The organism is Martinezella sp. CNPSo 3795 (assembly GCF_057784475.1).
This window is the reverse complement of the sequence record NZ_JBXSOQ010000003.1, coordinates 652,123-673,189: the sequence shown is the minus strand read 5'-3', so window position 1 is coordinate 673,189 and position 21,067 is coordinate 652,123. Positions and strand designations below refer to the sequence as shown.

The window sequence follows — 21,067 nt, the reverse complement described above, 5'->3', positions numbered from 1 at the left end:
TCATCCGAGATAGGTGCGTGCCAGCAGGTCGGACAGCCGCTCCAGTTCGCGCGCCAGCTGCTGGTAGACTTCGACCGTCATGGATTCGGGCGTCATGACAGCCAACCCCGAATGCAGACGCATGGCTTCGCGGAAGAAGGGCGACATCTGGCCGTTGACGTAGGCATTCGGCAGTTGTTCGACTTCGCGGTGGATCTCGTTCATCTGGAAAAGGATCGAACGCGGGTTAAGCGGATCGAGCGCGAGCAGGTCCGTCACTGTCAGCCGAGCGGTATTGACGTTGTAGCGGCGACGATGGGTCATGACGCTGTCGCCGATTTCAAGCAGCATGTCGAGCGCGCCGTCGGGCGCATCGGGGCCGGACATATGGCCGAGCAATCGAGTCATGTGCAGGCCGCGCTCGATATAGCGGCCGAGCGACAGGAAGCGCCAGCCGGTGAAGCGGTACATGTTTTCGTGCACGAGACCGGCAAAGCCCGCGAGCTTGCGCAGCAGGATCGTCATGGCATGGCTGGCATCGTCGCCAGGTTTCACCCCTTCCTTGAAGCGGCGTGCCGTCTTGGCGAGATCGTTCAGCGCCAGCCAGCCGTCGGGAGAGAAGCGGTCGCGAATATTGCTTGCCGAATAGACGGCGCTGTCGATGTTGCGCAGCAGGGTTTCCGGTACAGCTTGCTTCGTGTCTATATCGATGGCGGCGAGATAGGCGCTGACATCGGCAAGCAGCGGTTGGTTCGGATCGGCTGCCTCGGCGAAACGGCCATGCCAGGCGCGCAGGATGCGCAACGCACCTTCAGCCCGCTCGATATAGCGGCCGAGCCAGAAAAGGTTGTCGGCCGCCCGGCTCGGCAGGCTGCCCGGCATGTTGCGGGTGAAAGTTTCTTCGGCTGGCAGCAGCGTGTGCGCCTCGACGGGCTTGTCGGAGACGATCCAGACATCGGCGGCCGAACCTCCTGCCTGCATGGCGATCGCCGCGACATCGTCGCCGCTGCCGATACGGGCAAAGCCGCCCGGCATGATCTGCCAGCCGTTTTCCGTGCGGGCGGCGAAGACACGCAGGCTCATCGGCCGCGGCGTCAGCCTGCCGTTGACCCAGGCAGGCGTCGTCGAAAGTGTCACGACCTCCTGGCCAACCAATTTTTGACCTTCGGTTGCCAGCCAATCTGCAATCGAATCGCGGGCAGTGCTGCGCAGGGTCGAGCCCAGCACGGACTGGCCGTTGTCATCGAAGAAAGGCATGCAGGAATAGGCCGGGCCGATGACCATCTTCTCGATGTTGGCGGCGACATGCTCGCGCTCGGCCTTTTGGCCGCACCACCAGGTGGCGATCGACGGCAGCTTCAATTCCTCACCACGCAGATGCCGACAGATGGTCGGCATGAAGGCGAGAAGGGCGCGCGTCTCGAGAATGCCGGAGCCGAGCGCATTGACGATGGTCACCGTCTGCGCCCGCAGAGCCTCGACCATGCCCGGCGTGCCGATATGGGAATGCTGGTTGAGCTCCAATGGATCGGCATAGGAGGCATCGAGGCGGCGCCAGAGGACACTGATCGGTCGCAGCCCCGCGACGGTGCGCACCATCAGCTGATCGTTGACGACCGTGATATCCTCGCCCTCCAGCAGCATGAAGCCGAGATAGCGGGCGATATAGGCGTGCTCGTAATAGGTCTCGTTGGCAGGCCCCGGCGTCAGGACGGCGACACGTCCTTCGGCTCCGCGCTTGCCGCCAAGAAGCGCATCGCGAAAGGCACCGAAGAAGGAGGCAAGACGATGAACCTTGGTTTCGGCATAGATATCGGAAAAGGCACGGGTGGTAGCGACACGAGTTTCGAGAGCGAAGCCGGCGCCGGATGGCGCCTGTGCGCGGTCGGCCAGTACCCACCAGTTGCCATCAGGACCGCGGCCGACCTCGAAAGCCAGGAAATGCAGATAATGGCCGCTTGCAGGCTTCACGCCGACAAGCGGACGCAGGAATTCCGGATTGGCGGCAATCAAGGCTGGCGGCAACAGCCCTTCGCTCACCAGCCGGCTATCTCCATAGATATCGGCGATGATCGATTCCAAGAGATCGGCGCGCTGCTGTAGGCCTTCGGAGAGCGCCTGCCATTCGCGCTCGTCGATGAGCACGGGAATATGGGAGATCGGCCAGTTGCGTTCGCTGACGCCCGCCGTTCCGTAGGCGCGATAGAAGACGCCGGCGTCGCGCAAATAGCGGTCGGCGCGGGCGAAGCGCTCGGTCAATCCCTCTTCCGTCATACGCGTCAGCGCCGAGAGGAAGTTTTGCCAGACTGGGCGGACCGCGCCGGTATTGTCGACCATTTCGTCGGCCACACCGGGCAGGGGACGATAGGCAAAGGCCGGCGCCTTGGCAGTGCCGGTCTTTGCCTCATCCCGCCGTTCCGTCGCCGGTTTTCTACCCATGCTCAGTTCCGTCTCAAATTCCTGCCGGACGCCTGAGGTCGAGCGTCAGCGGGAATTCCACCGATGCAGTCTCCGGTCTTACGGCATAGCCACCTGCTGTATGCCCCCAAGGCTCGAAACGCGCAAGACGTCGCGCTTCCGCCTCATTGCCATTGACGGGGAAGGTGTCGTAGTTGCGGCCGCCCGGATGGGCAACATGGTAGATGCAGCCGCCGATCGAGCGGCGCGACCATGTATCGTAGATATCGAAGGTCAGCGGCGTATCGATGGGCAAAACCGGGTGCAAGCCTGAGGCTGGATGCCATGCCTTGTAACGCACACCGGCGACCGAGACGCCTGCCATTCCCGTCGGCGTCAGCGGTACAGGACGGCCATTGCAGGTTACCGTATAGCGGGAGGGATTGGCGGTTTCGAACCGCACCTGCAGACGCTCAACCGACGAATCGACATAGCGCACGGTGCCGCCGATCGCGCCTTCTTCGCCCATGACGTGCCAGGGTTCCAGCGCCTGGCGCAGTTCCAGCTTGCTGCCCTCGTATTCGACTTCGCCGCAGAAGGGGAAGCGGAATTCGAGCTGCGCCTGGAACCATTCCGGTCTGAGGTCGAAACCGTTTTCGCGCAGATCGGCAAGGACGTCGAGGAAATCCTGCCAGATATAATGCGGCAGCATGAAGCGATCATGCAGCGTCGTACCCCAGCGCACGAACCTTCCGTCGATGGGATTGCGCCAGAAGCGGGCGATCAGCGCGCGCACCAGTAATTGCTGGGCGAGACTCATGCGGGCATTGGGCGGCATTTCGAAGCCGCGGAATTCGACGAGGCCGAGGCGTCCCGTCGGTCCGTCAGGCGAGAACAGTTTGTCGATGCAGATTTCCGAGCGGTGCGTGTTGCCGGTGACGTCGGTGAGAAGATTGCGGAAAAGGCGATCGACCAGCCAGGGAAGCGGCTGGATGCCGCGACCGGGCGCCGGCACCTGCGCCAGCGCGATTTCCAATTCGTAGAGACTGTCGTGACGGGCCTCGTCGATACGCGGCGCCTGGCTGGTCGGGCCGATGAACATGCCGGAGAAGAGGTAGGAGAGCGAGGGATGGCGCTGCCAGTGCAGCACCAGGCTCTTCAAAAGGTCGGGACGGCGCAGGAAGGGGCTATCCATGGTATTGCGGCCGCCGACGACCACATGGTTACCGCCGCCGGTACCGGTGTGGCGGCCGTCGATCATGAACTTGTCGGTGCCGAGCCGGCTGGCGCGTGCCTCCTCGTAAACCGCCGTGGTGATATCGACGGCTTCCTTCCAGCTCGATGCCGGATGGATATTGACTTCGATCACGCCGGGATCGGGCGCAACGCGGATGACGTTGATGCGCTCATCCTGCGGCGGCGGATAGCCTTCGATGTGGACCGGCAGGTTGAGGGCTGCGGCCGCACGTTCGGCCGAGGCAACGAGATCGAGGTAATCCTCGACGCTGACCGTCGGTGGCATGAAGATGCAGAGGCGCCCGTCGCGTGGCTCGACGCTGATAGCGGTGCGCACATAGCCGCCGATCTCATCCAGGGATTGCGGCATGATCGGCTGCTGGCCGGTGAAGGGTTGGAAATGAGCGGCTTGCAGCGGCCGGCCCTTGTCCTCATTGTAATCCGGCAGGGCCTCGCGGGGGATCGTTGGATCCATCGGGTTGATGTAGGGATATTGCGATGCCGGTATCCAGCCAAGCGAATTCAGCGGCAGGCGATAGCCGACCGGGCTATCGCCGGGCGTCAGGAAGATGCGGCCGCGGCGCGTACGCCATTTCTCGCTCGTCCAGCGGCGGCCGCTGGCGCGCGCATTCCAGGCCTGGATGGGAAGGACATAGCCCGTCGGCCGAGTCAGTCCACGTTCGAAGACGCGGGCCATGCGCGAACGCTCTTCCGGATCCTTCAGTTTCGAATTGGATGGATCGACATTTTCGGGCAGGTTTGCTTCCTTGACCAGCCATTCGGCCGGGTCCTCGAAGGCGGGCGCCACATAATCCGGTTCGATATCGAGTTCGCCGGCAATGGCCGTCAGCAGTCGGCCGGCATCGTCTTCGGTGACGCTGTAGTTGCGGCCCTCATTGGCAATTAGATCCGGGTTCGACCAGATCGGCAGGCCGTCGCGTCGCCAGTAGAGCGAGAAAGTCCAGCGCGGCAGGCTTTCGCCGGGATACCACTTGCCTTGGCCGTAATGCAGGAAGCCGTTCGGCGCGAAGCGTTCGCGCAGGCGACGGATCAGCGTATCGGCTTTCTCACGCTTGGTCGGGCCGACGGCGGCTGTGTTCCATTCGTCGGACTGGAAATCGTCGATCGACACGAAGGTCGGCTCGCCGCCCATGGTCAGGCGTACGTCGCCTTCCTTCAGGATCGCGTCGACCTTTTCGCCAAGCGCATTCAATGCATCCCAGCTTTCGTCCGAGAAGGGCTTGGTGATGCGCGGATGCTCGGCGACGCGGGCGACCTTCATGTCGAAATCGAATTCGGTCTTGGCCTCGCCGAAATAGCCGCCCGAGATCGGCGCGGCATTGCGGTAATGCGGCGTGGCAGCCAGCGGAATATGGCTCTCGCCCGTCAGAAGGCCCGAGGTCGGATCGAGGCCCACCCAGCCGGCGCCGGGAAGATAGACTTCCGCCCAGGCATGCAGGTCGGTGAAATCGACTTCGGTACCGGAAGGGCCGTCGAGCGCCTTCAGGTCCGGCGTGAGCTGGATGAGGTAGCCGGAGACGAAGCGGGCGGCGAGCCCGAGATGGCGCAGCACCTGAACGAGCAGCCAGCTCGTATCGCGACAGGAGCCTTTCGCCTTTTCCAATGTCTCCTCAGGCGTCTGGACGCCGGCTTCCATGCGGATGACATAGCCGATTTCCTGCTGCAGGCGCGTATTAAGGCCGACGACCATGTCGACGGTCTTTTGCTCTGAGCGGTCGAGCGTGGCGAGGAAGGCTTTCAGCCGGGGACCGGGTTCTTCCGGCTTCATGTAGATCGACAGATCCTCGCGTATTGGCTCGGGATAATCGAAGGGCCATTTGGTGGCTTCCTCTTCGACGAAAAAATCGAAGGGATTGTAGACCGTCATGTCAGCAACGAGATCGACCTCGATCTTCAGCTCGGTCACCGGATCGGGAAAGACGAAGCGGGCGAGATAGTTGCCGTAGGGGTCTTGCTGCAGATTGACGAAATGGTTTGACGGCGTGACCTTCAGCGAATGGCTGAGTACGCGCGTCTTGGAATGCGAGGCGGGTTTCAGGCGGATGATCTGGGGGCCGAGGCGGACCGGGTTGTCGTATTTGTAATGGGTGAGATGATAGATGCTCGCCTTGATCGCCATATGTCTCTTCGCCTAGCCCGCATCATTGTGCGGTGATTGCTGTTCCCTTGGAGCAGTGTGTGCAATGCAGCGAAAGAAAGCAAGGTGTCTCCCGGCGCTTCGGAAAGTCCTGCCATGTAACCCCAAAACAAAAACGGCGAGCTTTTGCCCGCCGTTCTGAAATCTTGATCTGTTTGCCTGCGCTCAGCTTCTGCCGAACTCGTCGACAAGGCGGATGATATCGTCTTCGCCGAGATAAGAGCCGGTCTGCACTTCGATGAGCTCCAGCAGGATCTTGCCCGGGTTGGCCAGGCGATGCACTTCGCCGAGCGGGATATAGATCGATTCGTTTTCGCGGAGCATCTGCACGTTCTCGCCGACCGTCACTTCGGCCGTGCCCTTGACGACGATCCAATGCTCGGAGCGATGGTGATGCTTCTGCAGCGACAGCTTCTTGCCCGGCAGCACGAAGATGCGCTTCACCTGGAAGCGCTCACCGTTCAGCACGGAGGTATAGCCGCCCCAGGGGCGGTAAGAGGTGGGGTGCGTTTCGGTGAGCTTCGCGGTCTTTTTCTCGCTCGCCAGCAGCTTGACGAGCTTGCCGACTTCCTGGCTATCCTTGAGGTGGCCGACATAGACGGCGTCTTCGCTGGCGATGACGGCGACGTCCTCAAGGCCCTGCACGGCAACGTGCAGGCTGTGCGACATGACGAGCGAATTCTTGGTGTTGACCAGCGTCGTGGCGCCCGCCGACACGTTGCCGCTTTCGTCGCGGCTGCCGACTTTCCAGACCGCATCCCAGCTGCCGAGATCGGACCAAGTGAAGGGCGAGGGAACGACGGCGGCGTTAGCCGTCTTTTCCATCAGCGCGTAGTCGATGGAGATGTCCGGGCTCTTGGAGAAATTGTCGGCGTCGAGGCGGGTAAAATCGAGATCGCGCGTCGATTTCGAGACGGCCTTGCTGGCAGCCTTTTCGACGTCGGGCGCAAATTCCCTGATCTCGGCGAGAAGCTGGGAGGCCGAGAACATGAACATGCCGGAGTTCCAGTAGAATTGACCACTGGCAACCATCTCCTGAGCCTTGTCCAAGGCAGGCTTCTCGACAAAACGCTTGACGGCATGGGCGCCGGTCGAGAGCGCCTTGCCGGTTTCGATATAACCATAGCCGGTCGCCGGTTCCGTCGGCTTGATGCCGAAGGTGACGAGCTTGCCCTGCAGTGCCGTGTCGCGGGCCAGGCGCACGCAATCATAATAGATAGTGTTGGCATCGATCTCGTAATCGGAGCCGAGGACATGCATGATCGCGTCCTTGCCGAAGAGCTCGGTAACGAGCGCAGCGGCGGCGGCAACGGCAGCGGCAGTATTGCGGGCGATGGGCTCCAGCAGCACGGCGGCCAGTTTCAGGTCGAGTTCGCGGGCCTGCTCTGCGACGAGGAAACGGAATTCCTCATTGGTCAGGACGATCGGCGCTTCATAGAGCTCGGGATCGGCCACCCGCTCCAAAGTGTTCTGGAACAGCGTCTTGTCGCCGATGAATTGGATGAATTGCTTCGGAGCGGAAGCGCGCGACAGCGGCCATAGCCGCGTACCCTTGCCACCTGCCATGATCACCGGAACGATCTTTGCTGCCATACTCTGCCTCTCCTGGACACTTCAAGCGAGAGCCGGCATCGAGAGCGCAACCGTTGCGCTTTCCGCCGTGCTCCTTCGACAACGTCAATCGCCATTGCGATATTTTTTGGCAAAACGCTAGCGCTAATATGCCAGTAGCGTAAACATTCGGCGATCTTAGCGCGGAAATCCCGATGAAAGTCCGCCGCACGCGCCTTTCCGAAAGGGGGGAGAGGCAGAATCGATAAGTACGATCCTGCCCTCAGGATCCGCCATAGGCCAGCGAGGCTATGGTGATGATCGTCATTATGTCGGAGATCAAGCTTCCGCCCTGTCGTGCTCTTCATCGTGCACCGGCGCATGGTCGAGACCATTGCGCCTGTTGTACCGGATCGAGGACCAGAGCGAGATGCCGATCAGGGCCGCGCCGCCAAGGCCGGTGATGACTTCCGGGATATGCGTCAGCGTCTGCACGTACATGATCACCGAAAGGATCAGTATGGCGTAGAAGGCGCCATGTTCGAGGTAGCGATAGTGGGCGAGCGTGCCTTTTTCCACCAGCATGATCGTCATGGAGCGGACGTACATGGCGCCGATGCCGAGGCCGATCGCGATGATGAAGAGGTTCTGGGTAAGAGCGAAGGCGCCGATGACGCCGTCGAAGGAGAAGCTGGCGTCGAGGATTTCGAGATAGAGGAAAGCGCCGAATCCACCCTTTGCCGCCGCGCTCATCGTTCTTTGCGAGGCATCCAGAAAGCCGGCCAGAACCTCCACGAGCAGGAAGGTGAGGAGGCCGTAGATCGAGGCGTGCAGGAAGGTCGTGGCGTCGTCACCGTCAAGCACGGAGGTGAAGATGAGGACCATGATCAGCACGAAGGCGATCTCCACGCCCTTGACGGTGGCGAAATGCGCCATCCGCTTCTCGATGAAGCTGATCCAGTGCACGTCCTTTTCGTGATTGAAGAAATAGGTCAGGCCCACCATCATCAGGAAGGTGCCGCCGAAGGCGGCGATCGGCAGATGTGCCGCCTGCATGATCTCTGCATATTGCTCAGGCCTGGTGGCGGCGAGTTGCAACGCTTCCCATGGATTGATCCAGGCGGCGATGGCGACGATCGCCAGCGGAAAGATGATCCGCATGCCGAAGACAGCGATGATGATGCCCCAGGTCAGGAAGCGATGCTGCCAGACCGGCGTCATCTCCTTCAGCTTGTTGGCGTTGACGATGGCATTGTCAAAGGAAAGCGAGATTTCGAGCACGGCGAGGACGGCACAGATGAAGAAGGCCGTGGCAAGACCGCTGAAGGTGCCGGTGGTGTTCCAGCCCAGCAGGGCACCGAGGGCAAGGCCGCCGACTGTAGCGGCAAAAGCCCAGCCGAAATAGCCGAGTACGGATTTTGAAGCGGCGCGCGAGCTCATATGCGCGCCTCGCCGCAAAGGGAGTGAATCTGTCCGGATTGCGCGCGTAGCCGCATACCGAAGACGGCATGCGGGTGAGGCATGGTCAAACTGATCATGGAAACGAAGTCCGCCGGCTCATCTGCAGGCGGTACCGACATCGCGAGAGCGCCGTGAAAACTCTCGCCAGAGGGGCCCGGCACCAAAGTTCAATCCGTCGCCGATGTCAGGGAGGCGCGGAGATGCTTCATAGTTAGTGAAGTTGCGATGCAGGTCAAGAGTTGAAATCGTGGCGACAGCAACTGCCCTTGATAATTGAGAATTCGAGGAACCAAACAGGGAGGGCCGCGTTTGCCCTTCAAGCGGCCTTGTGCCGCCCCGCCGCTTCAAAACCTCAGGCGGATCGTTATCCCGACAACAGCGACAGACAGGAGAAGCTCCGATGAGCCCGACACCCATCCACCCCAAGTCGCAAACGCAAAAACCGGAACTGACGGAACGACAGAAAAAGGCACGGCCGAATACGCTACGCCAAGCTCAGGTCCTGCCGCCGCATCAGGTGGATCTTACCCTGCATCCCGTCACCCACGAGGATGTACACGTTCCTGCGCACGTCAACGGCGCAGACCTGTCGCGCGAGGCGCCGGCCGATGCCAATCATGGTCGGAAGCAAAAGACCACGCCGCGGCATTAATTCGAGTGTTGGAGCTCGGACGGTGGCAGCGCGGCGAATGATCGCTACTTGTGTCGAGGCGTCTTGCCGTCGGAAGTAAAGCTGCCGTTGAAGCTCATCTCGGTCGATTTTGCCGAGCATTCGATGGCGATCGGCTTGCCGGCATAGGGATTGGCGAAGGTGCAAGTGCCCCTGGCTTCGACCTGGCCCGATATCTTGCCGCCGGCACCGGTCGAGATGACGTCGATCGGCAATTGCGCCGTCCCCTTCTGGCTGCCTGCCTTGATGCCCTTGCCGTTGCCTTGGAAGCCAAGCATCTTGCCGCCGGACGTGAAGATGAAGGTCACGGATCCATCGGGGCCGGTGACGCTGGCGATTTCGGCCTTGCATCCCTTGGAGGCATCGAGCTTGCCGACCACGAGCTTGGAGCATTTTCCACTAACGACGGTGACGCCTTTCGATGGGAAATCATCCACTGCGCCGGCCGAGGTTGCGGCCAAGATGGTCAATCCAAAAGCAATGCCTGCGAATCGCATAAGTGGGGCTCCTTTCAAGCCCGAGCAAATTCGCCGATCCAAATGTGGCAGTCAACCCGAAGCGGGGCGCAAACCCGAAACCTGCCGAAATCGCCCGGATTCACCCTGGGCGCTTCAGCGTTTGACGTCACACATCTCGCTATCGCAAGGCCATCCGCGGTCCCTGCGCGAAGTGCGTTAATGTTGCTGCGCCGATTCCGGAACGAGCGAGCCGATCAACTGCAGCAGGGCATTCTGGCGATTGCCGCCACCGGCCAAGAATTCATAAAGGGTCATGCTCTTCTCGCTGCCGCCGTCGACGACATAATCCGCTTGGCGAATGACGTAGACCTCGCCGCTTTCGGTATCGCGGGCAAGATGAAACATATATTCATCGCCGTTGGGCTTGTGGTTCTTGTAGAACTGCCGCTTCACCACCGTCATCTCGTCCTCCCGTATGATCGATGCGCTGATATGACAGTAGGATGACGGCGCGGCCGGAAGTCAAGCGGCTTGTGGCGGGAACTTGTGTCGCAGGCTCCGTTCAACTCGCAATCGCAGCGAACAGCAGCATGTGATTGGCTATCTTTCAAAAGACTACTATTCTCGACCTGCGCTCGAATTTTTCGGGACGCAGCTAGTTGGAGATCGAAGCACATGAGAATGATGTTAGCGCTGGGAGCGATTTTGAGCCTGGCATGCGTCTCTGCCGGTGAGGCGCCTTCGAATTACCAGACCTACCATGGCGGCATTCGCGCCGACAGCGATCCATTGGTGCTGGCAAGATATGACAGGGCTCTCAATCATTGCGAGCCCGAAGCCTATTCCTGGCGGCGTGGATCGCCGGATGCGAACAGCACGCTCTACTGGCTGGCTCTCAGGGATTGCCTCTACCGCCAGGGCTTTGTCGATCGTGGCGTCTATGCCTACCCGACGACGGCGGTGCTGCGGCATATTCTGGATCGCTGACGGTCGACAAACGGCCGCGGCCTGGCGAAACACTTTGCCCATGCAAAACTTCCGCGACATGCGCAGATGTAGCCAAACGACAGGAAATGAAAAAGGCCTTTCGATTTCTCGAAAGGCCTTGCTTTTCAGCGAATTAGGATGGTGGGCGTGACAAGGATCGAACTTGTGACCCCTACGATGTCAACGTAGTGCTCTCCCGCTGAGCTACACGCCCATCCGATGGCGGCGCATAGATCACAAAACCTTGGTCGCCGTCAATAGGCTTTTTTTCGGTTTTGTGACTGGGCCGCCGAAAGCCTTACGCAGCAAGGAGTTTGTTGACCTCGTCGACCAGCTCGCGGAGGTGGAAAGGCTTGGAAAGGACCTTGGCATCCTTCGGCGCCTTCGAATCGGGGTTCAAAGCGACGGCGGCAAAGCCGGTGATGAACATCACCTTCAGGTCGGGATCGAGCTCGGTGGCGCGCCGCGCCAGCTCGATGCCGTCCATCTCGGGCATAACGATGTCAGTCAAAAGCAGCGAGAACGGCTCTTCGCGCAGCCGATCGTAAGCGCTGGCTCCATTGTCAAAGGACAAGACCTTGTAGCCGGCTTTTTCGAGTGCCTTCACGAGAAAGCGACGCATGTCGTTGTCGTCTTCGGCAAGAAGTATCTTCTGGGTCATCATCTCTATCGCTAATCAACTTTGTCTTGTTGGACTCGTCCAGCGTTTAGGGTACCGCGACGCCGTAAACAAGCCGTGAATGGTCAGCCAAAACGCGCCATTCCAGCATTTGTTCGAAGCATAGGTAGATTCCACGAAAACGTCCTGCGTTTTCGCTAATCGGGCTTCCGAGATTCCGAATACGGTGTTTTGGATTAAGGCCATTTCGCTCAAGTTACTATGGACTTGCGGTCATGCAACTGGCAACATGATTACTGCGACAAGTTGTTGACATGGTAAAGACGTTGATGTCCGCAGAAATGCGCAGTTTCGAGATTTTCGAGGTATTGGAGCCAGCCTCCCAGACGATACCGTTTGTCTACAGCTCGCCTCATAGTGGTCGCATCTATCCCCCCGATTTCGTCGCCCAGTCCCGCCTGCAGGGCATCGCCATCCGCCGCTCCGAGGATCATTATGTCGACGAGCTTTTTTCGGCGGCAAGCTCTCTCGGTGCGCCGCTACTGTTTGCCAATTTTCCGCGCGCCTATATCGACGTGAATCGCGAGCCCTATGAGCTTGATCCGCGCATGTTCGACGGTGCACTGCCATCCTATGCGAACATCAATTCGCTGCGGGTCGCCGGCGGTCTTGGCACGATCCCGCGAATCGTCGCCGAGAATATGGAGATCTATGCGCGCCGGGTCCCGGTCGAGGATGCGCTGAAGCGCATCGACACGATCTACAAGCCTTACCACGCCACGCTGCGGCGACTGATCGCGCGCACCCATGTCAAATTCGGCTTCGGCGTGCTGGTCGATTGTCATTCCATGCCGGGCAATATCCGTATCGCCGGCAGCAACATGCGGCCGGATTTCATCCTTGGCGATCGCTACGGCACCAGCGCCTCCGCCGAGCTTTCACGCGCGGCCATGCAGATTCTCGAGGAGCTCGGCTTCAACGCCGTGCGCAACAAGCCTTATGCCGGCGGCTTCATCACCGAACATTACGGCCGCCCATCCCGCGGGCTGCATGCCCTGCAGATAGAGGTCAATCGCTCTCTCTATGTCGACGAGACAACGCTCGAGAAGCGTCCGGATTTCGACAAGGTCGCCGCCGCCATCACGCTCTTCATGAAGCGCATGGCGGAGCATGTGGAATCCTATACGGGCGATCCGGCGCTGGCGGCAGAGTGACCGTTTGTCGTCATTGAGTTTGCCGAATTGACGCGCGGCCAGGCAAAATCTCTTTATGGGCGACGTCGGAATTCGAAGCTGCCGATAGGCTGTGCGTAGTGGGTGGGCGATGCATCGGACTATCACTGTCACCTACACGGAAGAAATGGTACGCGATGCCGTGACGGCCTTTGTCTGGCGGCGGCTGATTGTCAATCAGCGCCTCTGGGTCGCTGAAATTGCAATAATCCTGCTTTTTCTTTGGCAGCTTTGGAGTGATGGCACCGGATGGCTGACCGGCGTCTTCGGCAGTCTCGTTCTTCTCTGCCCGGCTATGATTATCGTCTTATGGATCGCGCATTACCGCAATACGGTTGGAAAGTTCCGCAAAATGTCGACGCGACAGGCGGTGTTTGCTTTTCATGATGATGGATTTGACGTAGCGTCCGAGTTGGGGGCGGCCAACGTTCCCTGGTCCACCGTTACCGAAATCTGGCAGCGGCCGACCTATTGGATGATATTTACAGCCATCAACCAGTTCATGACGCTGCCCACTCAGGCGGCAGACAGCAATGATCTCGATTTTGTGAAATCGAAGGTGCCTTCCACAGTACCGCAGTGAATGCGGATTCCTTTGCAAAATAGGGTAGGTCAGGCAAAAAAAGAACCGCGCTCGTGGCGCGGCTAAGTCTAGGGAGGAAACACCCAAGGAGGGTATTTACAGTCAGAAGACTGCATGGGGATATTGCTGCTGCGCTGCACAAATGTCAAGCACTTTATTGCAGTGCAAAATATTTAGGCAAACTTAAAAATCCTGCCTGATCCGCAGGCATTGCGCCCAGTGCGTCATCATCCGGTTTGCTTCACGACTTATATGCGTTATGACATCGCCATCCCGTCACTTATCCGGATTCACCATGCTTCCCGATCGCTCGTTCTTCTATCGTCTGGCCGAAGCGGCCAAGGCCGAAACCCTGCCGCGCTTTCGTGCCGGCATCGATGTGGTCAACAAGGAAGCCAAGGGCTTTGATCCCGTGACGGAAGGGGACCGTGCGGCCGAACAGGCGATTCGCGCATTGATCGAGGCCGAGTTCCCGGAACATGGCATTCTCGGCGAGGAGCATGGCAATGTCGGGCTCGACCGCGAGCATATCTGGGTCATCGATCCGATCGACGGCACGCGCGCGTTCATCTCGGGTGTCCCGGTCTGGGGAACGCTGATCGGTCTGCAGAAGAACGGCCGCGCCGTCATGGGCCTGATCGACCAGCCCTTTACCGGCGAGCGCTATTTTGCCGATAGCAATGGCGCTACCTATTCCGGCCCTGATGGCGAGAGACGGTTGCAGGTCCGCGATTGCGGCAGCCTCTCGAATGCCATCCTCTTCACCACTTCGCCGCATCTCTTTGTCGGCGACGAGCTTGCCAAATATCGCGAAATCGAAAGTCAGGTGCGCCTCTTCCGCTATGGCTGCGATTGTTATGCCTATGCGCTGCTAGCGGCCGGCCATATCGATCTCGTCATCGAGAATTCGCTGAAACCCTACGATGTCGGCGGCATCATTCCAGTCATCGAGCAGGCCGGCGGCATTATGACTACCTGGGACGGCGGCCGGCCGGAAATGGGCGGAACAATCATCGCGGCCGGCAGCCGAGCCGTTTACGAGCAGGCTTTGGCCGTCCTGTCCCGCTGAGAATCAAGCTTGCGCTTCGATCTCATAGGCATTGCTCTCGGCGTCGCTGCCAGGGATGAAGGCGTGGATCGCGGCAAGTGCCTGGTTGCGATAGATATCCCGTTCCTGCAGGACTTCATGCTTGGCGCCGTGAATTGGAACGAGCTGTGCGGCGCGGAAATAGCGCGACAGCCGCTCCTGATCGGCATAGGGCACCACGCCGTCGCGCGTCGGCGCGATCAAGACAGTGGGGACCTGAATTGAAAACAGGTGTTCGGGCCTGTTGACCAGTTCGATCGCCCGCAGGGCCTGCGACAGCCATCGTGCCGTCGGCGGTCCCAGGCAAAGCTGCGGGTAGGTGGTGCCGATGCCGATGTTGCGGCGGTAGCGCTGCTCGTCCGTCGTTAACGGGTTTTCAGCAAATGGCCTTTCCTTGAACTTCTTGCTGAACTGCATCCGGCCTAGGCCGACACCGCTGACCGCGCCAGACAGAAAGCGGATAAAACCAGGGGAGGCGCCATGGCCGGTCAAGCCGATGAAGGGAGCCGACAACACCATGCGCTCGATGCGGCTTGCAAGCCTCGGCGCCGCTGAGAGCGCAATCAGCGCGCCCGTCGAATGAGCGAGGAGAAAGAAGGGCAGGCGCGTATCCGGCAGGACGATCTTGTCGAGGAAGGCGGTCAAATCCCGCTCGTAATCGGAAAAATGGCGGATATGGCCGCGCAAAGGGTCCTTCAGCAGCCGCTCGGATCCACCCTGGCCGCGCAGGTCGAAGGTTGCGACCCACAGACCCTTGGCTGTGAGGTCGCGGATCGTCTCGAAATATTTTTCGATGAATTCGTTACGGCCCTGCAGCAGCACAACGGTTCCCTTGGCGACCGACTGCTCGCTGCGGAAGACGGCGTAGCGCAGTTTGCGCCCGTCGAAACTTTCGAAGAATCCTTCGGTACGGTTTTCCGGTGCCGGATTGTCTGCTGTGGAATAGAGGATCGAATCCATGACGATGTCGCGCCTCGCTGACAATGTCTCTCCTCAAGGGGATAGCGCAGGTGGGGGGAATTGCAACAGGTTTATCTCGATTGGCGTCGCCGGTTACGACCTTTGAGGATCATATGGTCGAAATCCGGCATCATCTTATTCAAACATTCGCAGAGAGTTTTTTCTCGAAGCGACAGGCGGAAAAGCCGCCCACAGAATATTGATCTATTAGGGTGAAGCCTAATGAAGAATATAGCCTGAGCAGCACTGGCCGTGGAGCGCAATCTAGCCGCAGATAGCCATATCCTTGCATCTCGGCGCTTTGGCTAACCCATTCGATAAGTTTGCAGCTGATTCCCGTGCCAGCAAAGGCGCGGCTGACGCATAATTTGTGCAGGTAAAAGGCGTCTCCTGGTTTCCGATCAGGCCATGCATCTACGTCCTGTGTCTGCCGAAGCACGATGCCAGCGAGCTCGGAATTCCATTTCGCCAGAATCCATTCGCTATTGTTGATCCCCTTTGCCACCAGCGACGTGGTAAAAACTTCCGGATTCCACAGCGGCTCACCCTTCCTGGCAAGCCAAGCGGCTGTTTCGCGTAGCAGCAGAGCAATTTCTGGTGCTTCGGAAGCAATTGCAGGTCGGATCTGAAGCATGGTTTGTTCACATCAGCTCTTCGGTGCCGCCGCTCTCCGTTCGAGCGCGGTCTGGCGGATGATCTCGGCGATCTCGGGGCTGCTGCTCGATAGCATCTGGAAATCCGACGCATAGAGCGACAGCAGCGAGACTTCGGTCGCGGCGCTGACAGTTGCCGAGCGGGGTTCGCCGGTGATCAGCGCCATCTCGCCGAAGAAGCTGCCGGAACCAAGTTCCACTGGATTCGGCGTGGCGACGCTGACGCGGCCCTCGACGATGAAATACATCTGGTCGCCGGCTTCGCCTTTGCGGCAGATGATGCCACCGGCCGGCACCACACGGGGTCTGAGCGCCCGTACAATCTCGATGAGTGCGCCCGAACCGAGCTTCTGAAACAGCGGAACTCCGGCAACCAGCTGCCAGTTGCGCACGAAGTCCTGGCGGCGAACCTCTTCGTAGAAGCCGGTGGCGAGAATGCCGGCCCATAAGGCAAAGATGCCGATTCCGCACATCATGACCAATCCGGCAAGGGTGCGACCGGCGAAACTTTGCGGGATTTCGTCACCATAGCCAGTGGTCGATAACGTCGTTACGGCCCACCACATTGCTAGGGGGATACTGCCGAACTTGTCAGGCTGGACGTCACGTTCGATGATGTAAGCCGCAAGTGCTGCGGCAAACAGAACGATGACAAAAATAGAGGTGACGCCGATCAGGTTGCGCGCTTCCTTGGTCAAAACCCTGCCCAGCAGCCGGAAGAAGATCGAACCCCGCAGCGGCTTCAAAAGCCAGATGGCGCAATAGAGGCTTTGATCGCGCCCTCGGATGAGAAAGAAGGCGGCCAGAGGGACCAGAACGGCCAGCATGTCGACGGCGATTTCCGGGATCCTGCCGCGCACGTCCCTTGTGCGATGTATGACCAGCGTCTCGATCAATTGCAGAACATAGATGGCCCAGACGCCAGCAAGCACGACTTCCAGGATGAGCCTCGTCTGTCCGACGATATCGGGCGTCGTAAGCACCGCCACCGTCAGCAGACCGATTGCAGCCAGAAGCGTATTCAGCGATGAGGAAATCTTCGAGAAAGAAAGCGCCGACATTATATCCCCCGGGCAATACCCTGGGGGCAGCCACTCGCCCGAGAATAGGATGGCTTCGATCCAAACGTAAAGAGCGCAGGGACGTGCTGCTTCCTCCATGCCTAACCTGGCACTCTGTGCCTTGCGCTGCTATCGCTGGCCGACCTCAAGCGGAAAGCCCTTGAATGGCTTGATTTCCTTCAGCACGAATGTGGTCTGCATCTCCTTGATGCGCGGCAGGCGGCGCACCACCGCCATGGCGAAATCGGCGTAGCTGTCGAGATCAGCGGCTACGACTTGCAGCAGGAAATCCGCATCCCCGGCGATGCTGTAGCAGGCCACGACCTCGTTGAGTTTCAGCACGTCGCGCGAGAATTCCTCGGCTTCCGCCTCGCTATGGCTGTCGATCTTCACCCGAATGAAGGCAAGGACGCCGAGGCCGATCTGGCGCCTGTCGAGGGTGGCCGTATAACCCTGGATCACGCCCGTTTCTTCCAGCTGGCGCACGCGCCGCCAGCATGGCGACGTCGAGAGCCCGACTTCGGAGGAAAGCGCCTGATTCGTCAGGCGTCCGTCCTTCTGAAGGGCGCCGAGAATCTTCAAATCAGTGGGCTCAAGAGAATTGGGCATATCCAACCGTATATCCGCAGAAATGAGGTAGATGCTACCATATTATCCAATTATGCGGCAATAAAAGGCAAGATTGTCCCCGATGCGCGAGATATCCTGCGATCACTTTTGTCAATGGCAGTAGGTCTCCATGCTTCCCGATATTCGTCTAGCCATCGTCATCAATCCGGCATTGCCGCTCGGTCTGATCGCCAACACCGCCGGCGCCATCTCGATCGGGTTGGGCGCAAAGTTTCCTGCGCTCGCGGCCAGGCAATTGACCGACAGGGAGGAGCGCACCATCGATATCAGCTCGAACATGCCCGTTCCGATACTGCAGGCGGATGCGGAAACCATACGATCTCTGTTGCTGAAGACCCTGCCGGTGGAAAACGATCGCGCAATCGTTCCCTTTCCTGCCTTTGCCCGCTCGCTGCACGATTACAGGGAGTATGAGGCGATATTTCCGGATCGCGATCTTGCGGGCGAGGCGATCGACGGTCTTGGGCTGGCCGGCCCTTCGAAGTGGGTGAAATCGCTGACCGGTTCTCTGAAACTTTTGCGGTAGGGTTGTCGCCATGTCCCTCCGTAGCGAGGGATGGTTTTCGGCATCGGCGAGCTTGTCGTTCTCGTCCCATGCTGGTAACGGCTATGGGATGAAGCTCCCTCAACCACCCCGTGCAGTCGTGTTCGACATGGATGGACTGCTCTTTGACACCGAGTCGCTCTACATACGTTCGCTGATCACGGCGACTGCGGAGTATGGCTATGAAATGACATGGGACTTGTACCGTCCCATGATCGGTTCGCCTTGGCATGTGAATCGTCATTCGCTACTTCTCCTGTATGGCTCCTCTTTTCCGGTCGACGATGTGCGCGCGCTCTGGCTCAAGCATTTCAGCGCCTTGGGCGAGACAGAACTTGCTTTGAAAGCAGGGGTTTCAGAGTTGTTGGATCTCCTGGATGAACTCGATATTCCAAGAGCGATAGCGACGTCTTCATTCCGTCAGAGCGTCGATCACCATCTTAAGGCGCACAGCCTGACGCATCGTTTCCATCACATTGTCGCGTATGGCGACTATGTAGAAAGCAAGCCTGCTCCAGATCCATTTCTGGCGGCTGCGGCCCGGTTAGGTATCGAGCCATCTTCCTGTCTTGCCCTGGAAGATTCACATAACGGAATAAGATCTGCCTCCGGAGCCGGCATGATGACGATCATGGTGCCAGATCAGATGGAGCCTAACGAAGAAATCCTGAAACTTTGCCTGGGTTCGGTTTCCAGCCTGCATGAGGTGTCTCGGCTCATAGTGGCGGCGAATGGACGGCTTTCGAGCTAGGCAATCAATCTCTGTGGACTTCCATCCAAGTTGATCTCCGCCTGTTGTTCCGCTGGCGCTAAGAAAAAAGGCCGGCTTGCGGAGATAGAGAGATCCGCTTCGCCGGCCGAGCAAGGACTGAAGAAGAAGGGACGATACACTTCAGTCATCGGACGATGGTGTTCCGATGGTTTGGACGATAGGCCAGCCAGCCTGAACCGGTTCCGAACCATCCGTTCATCTGCGGTTCACGCAGCGATTTTCCGCAAAATGGGAGGCGGGCACAGGGGCTTGAACTCCGCAAAAGCGATCCCCATCTCTTTTTCGCGGGTGCCAAACGGGCCTGCGAAACCGTCCCCAGGGCCGCCGAGAGTGGGGTCATGGGACAGAATTGAAATCGCAATTGTCGCTCACAGGAGGACTTCCATGCGTCACGTAGACTTCTCTCCCCTTTACCGTTCCACCGTCGGTTTCGACCGTCTCTTCACCATGCTCGACAGCCTTGGCCAGCCGGATCAGGCCCAGACCTATCCGCCCTACAATATCGAGCGCACGGGTGAAAACACCTATCGCATCACCATGGCCGTTGCCGGTTTCGATGAAAAGGAACTGAGCATCGAGGCCCACGCCCATGTCCTTCAGGTCAAGGGCGAAAAGAGCGAAGAGCCGGCTGAAACCAGCGAATATCTCTATCGCGGTATCGCCAAGCGTGCCTTCGAGCGTCGTTTCCAGCTTGCCGACCATGTCGAGGTTCAGGCTGCTTCACTGAAGAATGGTTTGCTGCACATCGACCTGCTGCGCAACATCCCCGAAGCCATGAAGCCCCGCCGTATCTCCATCGCAGCCGAGCCCGTGGAAAGCCCGAAGGCCATCGAGGCTCATATCAACTAAGTATGGCTGACGGTCTTGGACCGTCATGCCGGGCTGGCGGTCTCTGGCCGCTAAGCTCCTGATCCTCCCAAGATCAAAAGAAGCGGCGCTCCATCAGGGTGCCGCTTTTGTTTTGTCTGATATCGGACGGCTCAGGCCGCGTTCGTCGCTTCGCCGGACTTTGCGCCCGACTTTGCTTTCGCAGCCTCGCGCCGCTTGGCGGCATCGGCATATTTCTGGGCAAGCACGGCGCAGGTCATCAGCTGGATCTGATGGAACAGCATGAGCGGCAGCACGATGGCGCCGATACTCTGGCCGGCGAAGATGACGTTGGCCATCGGCACGCCGCTTGCCAGCGACTTCTTCGAGCCGCAGAAGGTGATGGTGATCTCGTCGGCCTTTTCAAAACCGAGGGCACGGCTGCCGAACATGGTGATGCAGATCACCATTGCCAGAAGCACCATGTTCGCGATGATGACCGTGACGATGTCGAGGACGGAGAAGGTATGCCACAGCCCTTCCACCACGGCCTCGCTGAAGGCGGAATAGACGACCATGAGGATCGAGCCGCGATCGACCGGCATTAGGATCTTTTTCTTCGAACGGATCCAGTCGCCGATCCATGGCTGCAGCAGCTGGCCGGCGATGAATGGGGCGAGCAGCTGGAGCATGATCTGCCACAGAACATCCCAGGAAAAGCCACCGCCCTGGCCGCCGACCGAAAACAGGATGCCGACGAGCAGTGGCGTCAGGAACATGCCGAAGATATTGGAGGCGGACGCGGAGCAGATCGCAGCCGGCACATTGCCGCCGGCGATGGAGGTGAAGGCGATCGAAGACTGCACGGTCGAAGGCAGCACGCTCAAAAACAGCATGCCGGTATAGAGCGATACGGGGAGGATGCTGTTCGGAACGATATGGCGCATGGCCAGCACCAGCAGCGGGAAGATTCCGAAGGTCGTCAGCAGGATGACGAGGTGCAGCCGCCAGTGCAGCAGACCGGCGATGACGACATCGCGCGAGAGGCGCGCGCCATGGAGGAAGAACAGCAGGCCGATGGCGAAGTTGGTGGCAATACCGAAATAGTGAGCGCTGGCCCCCTGCACCGGAAAGAAGGATGCCGTCAGGACGGTGAGCACCAGCAGCATGGTGAAGGTGTCTGGAAGAAAGCGGCGCATCGTGCCTACCCCAATCGCATTGC

General features: G+C 59.4%; 20 protein-coding genes and 1 tRNA gene. 8 read left to right on the top strand and 13 right to left on the bottom strand.

Annotated elements, in window-relative coordinates; genetic code table 11:
- From AC13QY_RS12990 to AC13QY_RS12975, 4 genes are all read right to left on the bottom strand, one after another.
- Positions 1-2,418, bottom strand: a complete 2,418-nt coding sequence (locus tag AC13QY_RS12990) for a circularly permuted type 2 ATP-grasp protein (protein ID WP_488493559.1) — start codon at positions 2,416-2,418, stop codon at positions 1-3.
- 13 nt (positions 2,419-2,431) lie between these two features.
- On the bottom strand, positions 2,432-5,752 hold the full coding sequence (locus tag AC13QY_RS12985; protein ID WP_488493558.1) for a transglutaminase family protein: 3,321 nt from the start codon (positions 5,750-5,752) through the stop codon (positions 2,432-2,434).
- 183 nt (positions 5,753-5,935) lie between these two features.
- A complete protein-coding gene (locus AC13QY_RS12980; protein WP_152092514.1) occupies positions 5,936-7,363 on the bottom strand; it encodes a mannose-1-phosphate guanylyltransferase/mannose-6-phosphate isomerase in 1,428 nt (475 codons plus the stop codon).
- Between the two features lie 297 nt (positions 7,364-7,660).
- A complete protein-coding gene (locus AC13QY_RS12975) occupies positions 7,661-8,761 on the bottom strand; it encodes a DUF475 domain-containing protein (protein WP_488493557.1) in 1,101 nt (366 codons plus the stop codon).
- 421 nt (positions 8,762-9,182) lie between these two features.
- Between AC13QY_RS12975 and AC13QY_RS12970 the strand changes: the two genes are divergently transcribed.
- Entirely contained in the window at positions 9,183-9,434 is a 252-nt protein-coding gene (locus AC13QY_RS12970; protein WP_113330506.1) for a hypothetical protein, read from the top strand.
- Between the two features lie 44 nt (positions 9,435-9,478).
- On the opposite strand, the gene AC13QY_RS12965 is transcribed toward AC13QY_RS12970, so the two are convergent.
- Together AC13QY_RS12965 and AC13QY_RS12960 are read right to left on the bottom strand one after the other, a co-directional pair.
- Entirely contained in the window at positions 9,479-9,949 is a 471-nt protein-coding gene (locus AC13QY_RS12965) for a hypothetical protein (protein WP_113330505.1), read from the bottom strand.
- A 177-nt stretch (positions 9,950-10,126) separates the two neighbouring features.
- A complete protein-coding gene (locus tag AC13QY_RS12960) occupies positions 10,127-10,372 on the bottom strand; it encodes a hypothetical protein (RefSeq protein ID WP_069613279.1) in 246 nt (81 codons plus the stop codon).
- 213 nt (positions 10,373-10,585) lie between these two features.
- On the opposite strand from AC13QY_RS12960, the gene AC13QY_RS12955 reads away from it, so the two are divergent.
- Positions 10,586-10,897 carry a hypothetical protein gene (locus AC13QY_RS12955; protein WP_488493556.1) on the top strand — a complete coding sequence of 104 codons (312 nt, stop codon included), beginning with the start codon at positions 10,586-10,588 and terminating at the stop codon, positions 10,895-10,897.
- Positions 10,898-11,036: 139 nt separating this feature from the next.
- Here AC13QY_RS12955 and AC13QY_RS12950 read toward each other — a convergent pair.
- Both AC13QY_RS12950 and cpdR1 read right to left on the bottom strand, forming a co-directional pair.
- A tRNA-Val gene (locus AC13QY_RS12950) sits at positions 11,037-11,111 on the bottom strand.
- 84 nt (positions 11,112-11,195) lie between these two features.
- Positions 11,196-11,558 carry a response regulator CpdR1 gene (cpdR1, locus tag AC13QY_RS12945; protein ID WP_004117561.1) on the bottom strand — a complete coding sequence of 121 codons (363 nt, stop codon included), beginning with the start codon at positions 11,556-11,558 and terminating at the stop codon, positions 11,196-11,198.
- 287 nt (positions 11,559-11,845) lie between these two features.
- On the opposite strand from cpdR1, the gene AC13QY_RS12940 reads away from it, so the two are divergent.
- From AC13QY_RS12940 to hisN, 3 genes are all read left to right on the top strand, one after another.
- Positions 11,846-12,730, top strand: a complete 885-nt coding sequence (locus tag AC13QY_RS12940; RefSeq protein WP_069613332.1) for an N-formylglutamate amidohydrolase — start codon at positions 11,846-11,848, stop codon at positions 12,728-12,730.
- Between the two features lie 145 nt (positions 12,731-12,875).
- Positions 12,876-13,331 carry a YcxB family protein gene (locus AC13QY_RS12935; protein WP_488493555.1) on the top strand — a complete coding sequence of 152 codons (456 nt, stop codon included), beginning with the start codon at positions 12,876-12,878 and terminating at the stop codon, positions 13,329-13,331.
- Positions 13,332-13,626: 295 nt separating this feature from the next.
- Positions 13,627-14,400: a histidinol-phosphatase gene (gene hisN / locus AC13QY_RS12930; protein ID WP_488493554.1), complete on the top strand. Its 774-nt coding sequence runs from the start codon at positions 13,627-13,629 to the stop codon at positions 14,398-14,400.
- Between the two features lie 3 nt (positions 14,401-14,403).
- Here the strand turns inward: hisN and AC13QY_RS12925 are convergent, their stop codons facing one another.
- The 4 genes from AC13QY_RS12925 to AC13QY_RS12910 form a co-directional block, all read right to left on the bottom strand.
- Positions 14,404-15,378, bottom strand: a complete 975-nt coding sequence (locus AC13QY_RS12925; protein WP_113420213.1) for an alpha/beta hydrolase — start codon at positions 15,376-15,378, stop codon at positions 14,404-14,406.
- Between the two features lie 139 nt (positions 15,379-15,517).
- The gene (locus AC13QY_RS12920) at positions 15,518-16,012 is read right to left on the bottom strand and encodes a GNAT family N-acetyltransferase (RefSeq protein WP_113420214.1); all 495 of its coding nucleotides are present in this window, start codon (positions 16,010-16,012) and stop codon (positions 15,518-15,520) included.
- 12 nt (positions 16,013-16,024) lie between these two features.
- Entirely contained in the window at positions 16,025-17,092 is a 1,068-nt protein-coding gene (locus tag AC13QY_RS12915) for a cyclic nucleotide-gated ion channel (protein WP_113420215.1), read from the bottom strand.
- Between the two features lie 129 nt (positions 17,093-17,221).
- Positions 17,222-17,701 carry an Lrp/AsnC family transcriptional regulator gene (locus AC13QY_RS12910; protein ID WP_113420240.1) on the bottom strand — a complete coding sequence of 160 codons (480 nt, stop codon included), beginning with the start codon at positions 17,699-17,701 and terminating at the stop codon, positions 17,222-17,224.
- Between the two features lie 130 nt (positions 17,702-17,831).
- Here AC13QY_RS12910 and AC13QY_RS12905 point away from each other — a divergent pair, with 130 nt between their 5' ends.
- From AC13QY_RS12905 to AC13QY_RS12895, 3 genes are all read left to right on the top strand, one after another.
- Complete coding sequence (locus tag AC13QY_RS12905; RefSeq protein WP_113389196.1) at positions 17,832-18,248, top strand: DUF2000 domain-containing protein; 417 nt, start codon at positions 17,832-17,834, stop codon at positions 18,246-18,248.
- A 10-nt stretch (positions 18,249-18,258) separates the two neighbouring features.
- The gene (locus AC13QY_RS12900) at positions 18,259-19,017 is read left to right on the top strand and encodes an HAD family hydrolase (protein ID WP_488493553.1); all 759 of its coding nucleotides are present in this window, start codon (positions 18,259-18,261) and stop codon (positions 19,015-19,017) included.
- A gap of 405 nt (positions 19,018-19,422) precedes the next feature.
- Positions 19,423-19,887 (top strand): Hsp20 family protein, encoded by a 465-nt coding sequence (locus tag AC13QY_RS12895; protein ID WP_113389195.1) that lies wholly within the window; start codon positions 19,423-19,425, stop codon positions 19,885-19,887.
- A gap of 131 nt (positions 19,888-20,018) precedes the next feature.
- Here the strand turns inward: AC13QY_RS12895 and AC13QY_RS12890 are convergent, their stop codons facing one another.
- The gene (locus AC13QY_RS12890) at positions 20,019-21,044 is read right to left on the bottom strand and encodes a bile acid:sodium symporter family protein (protein WP_488493552.1); all 1,026 of its coding nucleotides are present in this window, start codon (positions 21,042-21,044) and stop codon (positions 20,019-20,021) included.
- Positions 21,045-21,067: the final 23 nt, after the last annotated feature.

What these genes read in the sequence shown, in the direction of transcription:
- AC13QY_RS12990 (WP_488493559.1), bottom strand. Translation starts at nt 2,418, where the DNA reads ATGGGTAGAAAACCGGCGACGGAACGGCGGGATGAGGCAAAGACCGGC.
- AC13QY_RS12985 (WP_488493558.1), bottom strand. Translation starts at nt 5,752, where the DNA reads ATGGCGATCAAGGCGAGCATCTATCATCTCACCCATTACAAATACGAC.
- AC13QY_RS12980 (WP_152092514.1), bottom strand. Translation starts at nt 7,363, where the DNA reads ATGGCAGCAAAGATCGTTCCGGTGATCATGGCAGGTGGCAAGGGTACG.
- AC13QY_RS12975 (WP_488493557.1), bottom strand. Translation starts at nt 8,761, where the DNA reads ATGAGCTCGCGCGCCGCTTCAAAATCCGTACTCGGCTATTTCGGCTGG.
- AC13QY_RS12970 (WP_113330506.1), top strand. Translation starts at nt 9,183, where the DNA reads ATGAGCCCGACACCCATCCACCCCAAGTCGCAAACGCAAAAACCGGAA.
- AC13QY_RS12965 (WP_113330505.1), bottom strand. Translation starts at nt 9,949, where the DNA reads ATGCGATTCGCAGGCATTGCTTTTGGATTGACCATCTTGGCCGCAACC.
- AC13QY_RS12960 (WP_069613279.1), bottom strand. Translation starts at nt 10,372, where the DNA reads ATGACGGTGGTGAAGCGGCAGTTCTACAAGAACCACAAGCCCAACGGC.
- AC13QY_RS12955 (WP_488493556.1), top strand. Translation starts at nt 10,586, where the DNA reads ATGAGAATGATGTTAGCGCTGGGAGCGATTTTGAGCCTGGCATGCGTC.
- cpdR1 (WP_004117561.1), bottom strand. Translation starts at nt 11,558, where the DNA reads ATGACCCAGAAGATACTTCTTGCCGAAGACGACAACGACATGCGTCGC.
- AC13QY_RS12940 (WP_069613332.1), top strand. Translation starts at nt 11,846, where the DNA reads ATGTCCGCAGAAATGCGCAGTTTCGAGATTTTCGAGGTATTGGAGCCA.
- AC13QY_RS12935 (WP_488493555.1), top strand. Translation starts at nt 12,876, where the DNA reads ATGGTACGCGATGCCGTGACGGCCTTTGTCTGGCGGCGGCTGATTGTC.
- hisN (WP_488493554.1), top strand. Translation starts at nt 13,627, where the DNA reads ATGCTTCCCGATCGCTCGTTCTTCTATCGTCTGGCCGAAGCGGCCAAG.
- AC13QY_RS12925 (WP_113420213.1), bottom strand. Translation starts at nt 15,378, where the DNA reads ATGGATTCGATCCTCTATTCCACAGCAGACAATCCGGCACCGGAAAAC.
- AC13QY_RS12920 (WP_113420214.1), bottom strand. Translation starts at nt 16,012, where the DNA reads ATGCTTCAGATCCGACCTGCAATTGCTTCCGAAGCACCAGAAATTGCT.
- AC13QY_RS12915 (WP_113420215.1), bottom strand. Translation starts at nt 17,092, where the DNA reads ATGTCGGCGCTTTCTTTCTCGAAGATTTCCTCATCGCTGAATACGCTT.
- AC13QY_RS12910 (WP_113420240.1), bottom strand. Translation starts at nt 17,701, where the DNA reads ATGCCCAATTCTCTTGAGCCCACTGATTTGAAGATTCTCGGCGCCCTT.
- AC13QY_RS12905 (WP_113389196.1), top strand. Translation starts at nt 17,832, where the DNA reads ATGCTTCCCGATATTCGTCTAGCCATCGTCATCAATCCGGCATTGCCG.
- AC13QY_RS12900 (WP_488493553.1), top strand. Translation starts at nt 18,259, where the DNA reads ATGTCCCTCCGTAGCGAGGGATGGTTTTCGGCATCGGCGAGCTTGTCG.
- AC13QY_RS12895 (WP_113389195.1), top strand. Translation starts at nt 19,423, where the DNA reads ATGCGTCACGTAGACTTCTCTCCCCTTTACCGTTCCACCGTCGGTTTC.
- AC13QY_RS12890 (WP_488493552.1), bottom strand. Translation starts at nt 21,044, where the DNA reads ATGCGCCGCTTTCTTCCAGACACCTTCACCATGCTGCTGGTGCTCACC.